Origin of the sequence: Pseudomonas sp. D2002 (assembly GCF_013385735.1) — a bacterium.
Taxonomy (GTDB): Bacteria; Pseudomonadota; Gammaproteobacteria; order Pseudomonadales; family Pseudomonadaceae; genus Aquipseudomonas.
In genome coordinates this window covers 501-5,028 of the sequence record NZ_JACAPL010000026.1, presented here as the reverse complement: position 1 = coordinate 5,028, position 4,528 = coordinate 501, and the positions used below count along the sequence as shown (strand labels likewise).

Below are 4,528 nucleotides of genomic sequence, written 5' to 3'. Positions count from 1 at the left end.
GGGCTTGGAAAAGGGTGCAGGCAGGTTGGGGTGGGTCAGATCACATAGAAACCATGGGTGCCGTCGCGTGCCAGTTGTTCGACCAGGCCGAACTCCCAATCCAGGTACGCCTGCATGGCTTCCTTGGGGCTGTCGGTGCCTTCGTACGGTCGGCGGTAGCGGTCGATGCGCGGTGAGGCCAGGTGGGTTTCACCGGCTTCCAAGGGCAGTTGTTCGGCGATCCAGTGGGTGGTGCCGCCTTCCAGCAGGAACACCGGCTTGCCGGTCAGCGCCTCGACTTCGGCCACGGCCAGGCGCGCCAGCTGGCTGCTGCCGCAAGTCAGCACATAACGTTCGGCAGGCGGCACCTTGGCCAGCGCCTCGGGCAATTGCGCACGCAGGGCCCAGTGGGCGCCCGGGATATGGCGCTTGACGTAATTGACGCTCGGGGTGAAATCCAGCACCGCCGTGTCCCCATGGGTGAGCCACTCCGCCAAAGTGTGCGGGCTGATCAATTCGGCTTGCTGCGGCGCCGGCACCGGGGCGACCCAGGCACCGTGCTCGCTGAAATGCGCTGCTTGCAGGTCGTCCAGCACATGCACGTCCCAGCCCAGTTGCGCGAGCCAGGAAGCGGACATATTGGCGCGCACGCCGTCGTCATCCGCCAGCACCAGGCGCGCACCGCGCACGCTGGCGACGTGGTCGGTTTCCTGCACCAACTGGCCGCCCGGTGTGGAGCGCGCACCGGGCAAGTGGCCGGCTTCGAATTCTTCCGGGGTGCGCACATCGAACAGGTAAGTGGTGCGCGTGGGTTCCTGCTGCCAGCGTTGCAGGTCGGCCAGGGTGGCGCGGCCGACGCGGGCTTTATCGGCCACGCGGCGCGCATCCTGGGCGGCGATCTGGCGGTGTTCTTCGCGGGTCGGCGCAAAGCGGCGCGACTGGCCGTGGGCGAGTTTTTGCCCGGCCAGGGTCCAGCCGATGGTGCCGTTGCGCAGGGCCGACACCGGGTTGGCGATGCCGGAGTTGATCAGCGATTGAGTGCCAATAATGCTGCGCGTGCGCCCGGCGCAGTTGACGATAATGCGCGTGGCCGGGTCCGGCGCCAGTTCACGGGCGCGCAGCACCAGCTCGGCACCGGGCACGCTGATGCCGGTGGGAATGCTCATGGTCTGGTATTCGTCGAAGCGGCGTGCGTCGAGCACCACCACGTCGGCCTGGCTGTCGAGCAGGGCCTGCACTTCTTCGGCGGCCAGGGACGGCGTATGGCGCTCGCTCTCAACCAGTTCGCCAAAGGCTTTGCTCGGTACGTTGACGTCGATAAACAACTCGCCACCGGCTTCGCGCCAACCGTTCAACCCACCCTCAAGCAGGCTGACCTGGGTATAGCCCAGCGCAACCAGGCGCTCGGCGGCACGTTCAGCCAGGCCCTCGCCGTTGTCGTAGACAGTGACCTGGGTATCGCGGCGCGGAATGCGCGCGTACACCTCAAGCTCCAGTTTGGACAGCGGGATATTCGCAGCGAACAGCGGGTGGGACTCGGCAAACGGCGCTTCTTCGCGCACGTCGATCAGGGCGACTTCTTCACGGTCCAACAGGGCCTGGCGAATCTGGGCAAAGCTGCGGTTCGATACGGTGGTCATAGGGCAGGGCTCTTTTCTTTGGACAAATCCCAGATGTTCGGGAGGTAGGCGTTGGAGTAACCGGAGATAAACAGTTTCTCGCTGCCGTCGGGTTGATACACCGCGCGGCGCACGGCACCGATATTGGCGCCGTACACATGAATGCTGATCGACACCTGGTCACGGTGGGCATTGCTGACTTGATGGATATCGCCGACCTTGGGCGACACGGCTTCGACCTGGCCCGGCAGCAACTGAACCGGCTTGCCTTCGGCGATCAGGCGGCCGTCGGGCGCACGCTCAAAGCCTTGGGAAAACTCCGAACCGCGCAGCATGCCAATCAGGCCCCACACGCGGTGATCATGAATCGGCGTGCTTTGCCCCGGCCCCCACACAAAGCTGACGATGCTGAAGCGCTGGCGCGAATCGGCATGCAGCAGGAATTGCTGGTAGCGCTCGGGGTCGGGTTGGGCGTAGTCGTCGGGGAGCCAGTCATCATGGCTGACCAGTTGCGCCAGCAGCTTGCCGCCACGGTGCAGCAGGTCACCTTCGCGTGGGTTGCCGTCAATCAGTTCCGCCAGGGCGCCTATAAAGGCTCTGAGTCTCTCGGGGTGTCGGGCCTGGGTCATGGCAATTCCATCCGGTGCTTTGATAGGTGCATGTCGATGGGTCTATCTAAGCATAATGTTTATAGTTAATATGCTATTTTTTAATGATTAGCTTATAGCCGAAGGTAATTTAGAACTGGTCTGAATAGCGTTAGACGTTATCGATCACAGCGCGGGCTATCCAGGCAGCGTTCCGGCAACTATGCTTGATACACATCTTAATGACTGTTCTCTATGTGCGGCCCAAATGAAAATTGACGATATCGATGCCTTTGTCGAAGTGATTCGTTGCCAGTCCATCAGCCATGCCGCCGAGTCGTTGCAACTGACCCAGCCGGCTATCACCCGCCGCGTGCAGAACTTCGAGCAGGCGCTGGGTGTGGAGCTGTTCGACCGTAACACCAAACCCCTGAAGCCTACGCTGATCGGCACGCGGGTTTATGAACAATGCCGGTTGATCCTGCGTGAAATGGATGCCCTGCGCGAACTGGTGGCCACCGACGCGCCGCCCACTGGCGTGTTGCGCCTGGGCGTGCCGCAGACCATCGGCGATGTGGTGCTGCTGGATGCGCTCAAACACCTGCGCACCGAATACGCCGACCTGCGCGCCCAGGTCGCCACCGGCTGGGGCAGCCAACTGGTCGGCAAGATCGAACGCGGCGAGCTGGACGCAGCGGCGGCGCTGTTTCCTGCGGGCAAGATTTTCCCCGACAACATCGTTGGCGAGTCCATCGGCAAGATGGAACTGGTGGTGGTGTGCGCCAAGGCGCAGCTGCCGAAGAAGCCCTGCAAGCTGGCCGATGTGTATCAGAACGGCTGGATTCTCAACCCGGACGGCTGCGGTTTTCGTGCCGGTTTGCAGCGCACCTTGTCCGATCAGGGCCTGGCGCTGCGGGTGAACCTGGAAACCTTCGGCACTGAATTGCAGTTGGGCTTGGTGGCCGACGGTCTGGGCCTTGGCCTGGTGCCACGCCCGCTTCTGGAACGCAGCGCTCACCGTGATCAACTGGCGGTCATGCCGCTCAAGGACTTCAAGCCGGTGATGGATTTGTGGCTGATCTATCCGCATTTTCTCGGCAACCTGCAAGGGCCGGTGGATGCGTTTGGCAAGCTGGTGGCGGCGTCGTTGCACAAGATCCGCAACGCCGCCTGATCCTCTATCCTCTGTAATACTCGTTCCCACGCTCTGCGTGGGAATGTCTCCTGTGACGCTCTGCGTCACCCTGTGGGACGCGGAGCGTCCCGGGCTGAATTCCCACGCGGAGCGTGGGAACTATCATAAAAAAATATAATAATTAGCTTAGATTAAAATGTGCTTTTTATTATTTTTCAGCTTCCCCTAGGCTGACTGGAAGTCCTTAAGGCCATCCAGGAAGTTTTGCCATGAGCAGCGTCACCTCGATCTCCAGCATCTCCAGCAATGTTCGCCAGCGCGTGACGCCAGAAGAGTGGGAGGTGCGCGTCAAATTGGCCGCGGCCTATCGACTGGCGGCGTTGTACAAGTGGACCGACCACATTTACACGCACTTCTCCGCCCGTGTGCCGGGGCCGGAGGAGCATTTTCTGATCAATGCCTTCGGTTTGCTGTTCGATGAAATCAGCGCGTCCAACCTGGTCAAGGTCGACCTCGACGGCACCATCGTCGACGACCCTACGGGCCTGGGCATCAACTACGCCGGGTATGTGATCCATAGCGCGATCCACGGTGCGCGTCCTGACTTGCAAGCGGTGCTGCACACCCATACCCGTGACGGTATTGCGGTGTCGGCGCAGAAGGACGGGCTGCTGCCGATTTCCCAGCATTCCATCGCGTTCTCCGGGCGTGTGGCGTACCACGGCTATGAAGGCGTGGCGCTGGACCTGGACGAGCGTGAGCGATTGGTGGCGGACTTGGGCGACAAGAGCGTGATGATCCTGCGTAACCACGGCTTGTTGACGGCGGGGGTGAGTGTTGAGCATGCGTTCCAGCAACTGCAGGGGCTGGAGCGTGCGTGCAATATCCAGGTCGCGGCGCAGGCGGGCGGCAATGCGGAGTTGATCTTCCCGCCGGCGGAAGTGGTGGCCAAGGTTGAGGAGCAGGCCAAGGTGTTCAGCAACGGGGCCGGGCCGGGCGTGGCGCGGCATTGGAATGCGTTGATTCGGCAGCTTGAGCGCACTGATACGGAGTATAAGGATTGATTGTTGGGTGGGGTGGGGATTAGATAGTGTGAGTACATATCCGTTGCTGCGGTAACGGCGGCTTAGGGTTCCGCCCTTACGGCGGGTCACTTTTGTAAAGACACAAAAGTAACCAAAAAGTCTTCGCCCCACCACTCGGCACCT

The 4,528-nt window shown here is 61.6% G+C and carries 4 protein-coding genes; 2 read left to right on the top strand and 2 right to left on the bottom strand.

The window, feature by feature from the left end; all coding sequences use genetic code 11:
• Positions 1-35 precede the first annotated feature (35 nt).
• Together HX783_RS29340 and HX783_RS29335 are read right to left on the bottom strand one after the other, a co-directional pair.
• Positions 36-1,619 (bottom strand): rhodanese-related sulfurtransferase, encoded by a 1,584-nt coding sequence (locus HX783_RS29340; protein ID WP_177019190.1) that lies wholly within the window; start codon positions 1,617-1,619, stop codon positions 36-38.
• Entirely contained in the window at positions 1,616-2,227 is a 612-nt protein-coding gene (locus HX783_RS29335) for a cysteine dioxygenase (RefSeq protein WP_177019189.1), read from the bottom strand. The genes HX783_RS29340 and HX783_RS29335 overlap by 4 nt, the downstream gene beginning before the upstream one ends.
• Before the next feature lie 226 nt (positions 2,228-2,453).
• Here HX783_RS29335 and HX783_RS29330 point away from each other — a divergent pair, with 226 nt between their 5' ends.
• The gene (locus HX783_RS29330) at positions 2,454-3,359 is read left to right on the top strand and encodes a LysR family transcriptional regulator (protein ID WP_177019188.1); all 906 of its coding nucleotides are present in this window, start codon (positions 2,454-2,456) and stop codon (positions 3,357-3,359) included.
• 230 nt (positions 3,360-3,589) lie between these two features.
• The gene (locus HX783_RS29325; protein WP_177019187.1) at positions 3,590-4,384 is read left to right on the top strand and encodes a class II aldolase/adducin family protein; all 795 of its coding nucleotides are present in this window, start codon (positions 3,590-3,592) and stop codon (positions 4,382-4,384) included.
• The last annotated feature ends 144 nt before the right edge of the window (positions 4,385-4,528 follow it).

Excerpts from the sequence above, each read along its gene's own strand:
- HX783_RS29325 (WP_177019187.1), top strand. The coding sequence starts at position 3,590 with ATGAGCAGCGTCACCTCGATCTCCAGCATCTCCAGCAATGTTCGCCAG.
- HX783_RS29335 (WP_177019189.1), bottom strand. The coding sequence starts at position 2,227 with ATGACCCAGGCCCGACACCCCGAGAGACTCAGAGCCTTTATAGGCGCC.
- HX783_RS29330 (WP_177019188.1), top strand. The coding sequence starts at position 2,454 with ATGAAAATTGACGATATCGATGCCTTTGTCGAAGTGATTCGTTGCCAG.
- HX783_RS29340 (WP_177019190.1), bottom strand. The coding sequence starts at position 1,619 with ATGACCACCGTATCGAACCGCAGCTTTGCCCAGATTCGCCAGGCCCTG.